Here is a 420-nt window from a genome sequence, read left to right as displayed (position 1 = left end):
CCCTCCAACTGCCTTTAGTCACAAATACCATTGAATCGTTAATGAAGCAGAAGCGCGTAAAACTTCATAAGAAGGTCTTTATCCATTCCGATCAAGGGAGCCATTACACGAGCCCTACCTACCAGAAATTATTGAAGGGTAAGGGCCTTGGACAATCGATGTCACATCGTGGAAACTGTTGGGATAATGCACCTCAGGAGTCCTTCTTCGGTCATATGAAAGATCATGTGAAGAGTCATGACTGTACAACCTTGGCTGAATTAGAACGAGAAATTAATCGCTATATTCGTTATTACAATCATCATAGATATCAGTGGAAACAAAAAAGGATGACTCCTGTTCAGTACAGGAATCATCTCTTAAGTGTGGCTTAGTGCTCTTTTTTTCAAAGTGTCCTTGACTAAGGGGTCAGTTTAGCGT

General features: G+C 41.2%; 1 protein-coding gene. It reads left to right on the top strand.

Features of this window, described 5'->3' with window-relative positions:
• The coding region (locus BK120_RS34370; protein WP_144376931.1) for an IS3 family transposase at nt 1–374 on the top strand (374 nt) is incomplete at its 5' end.
• Nucleotides 375–420: the final 46 nt, after the last annotated feature.

Source organism: Paenibacillus sp. FSL A5-0031 (assembly GCF_001956295.1).
GTDB lineage: Bacteria > Bacillota > Bacilli > Paenibacillales > Paenibacillaceae > Pristimantibacillus.
Note: the sequence above shows the minus strand (reverse complement) of the source record. Positions and strands in the feature narration are given on the sequence as shown.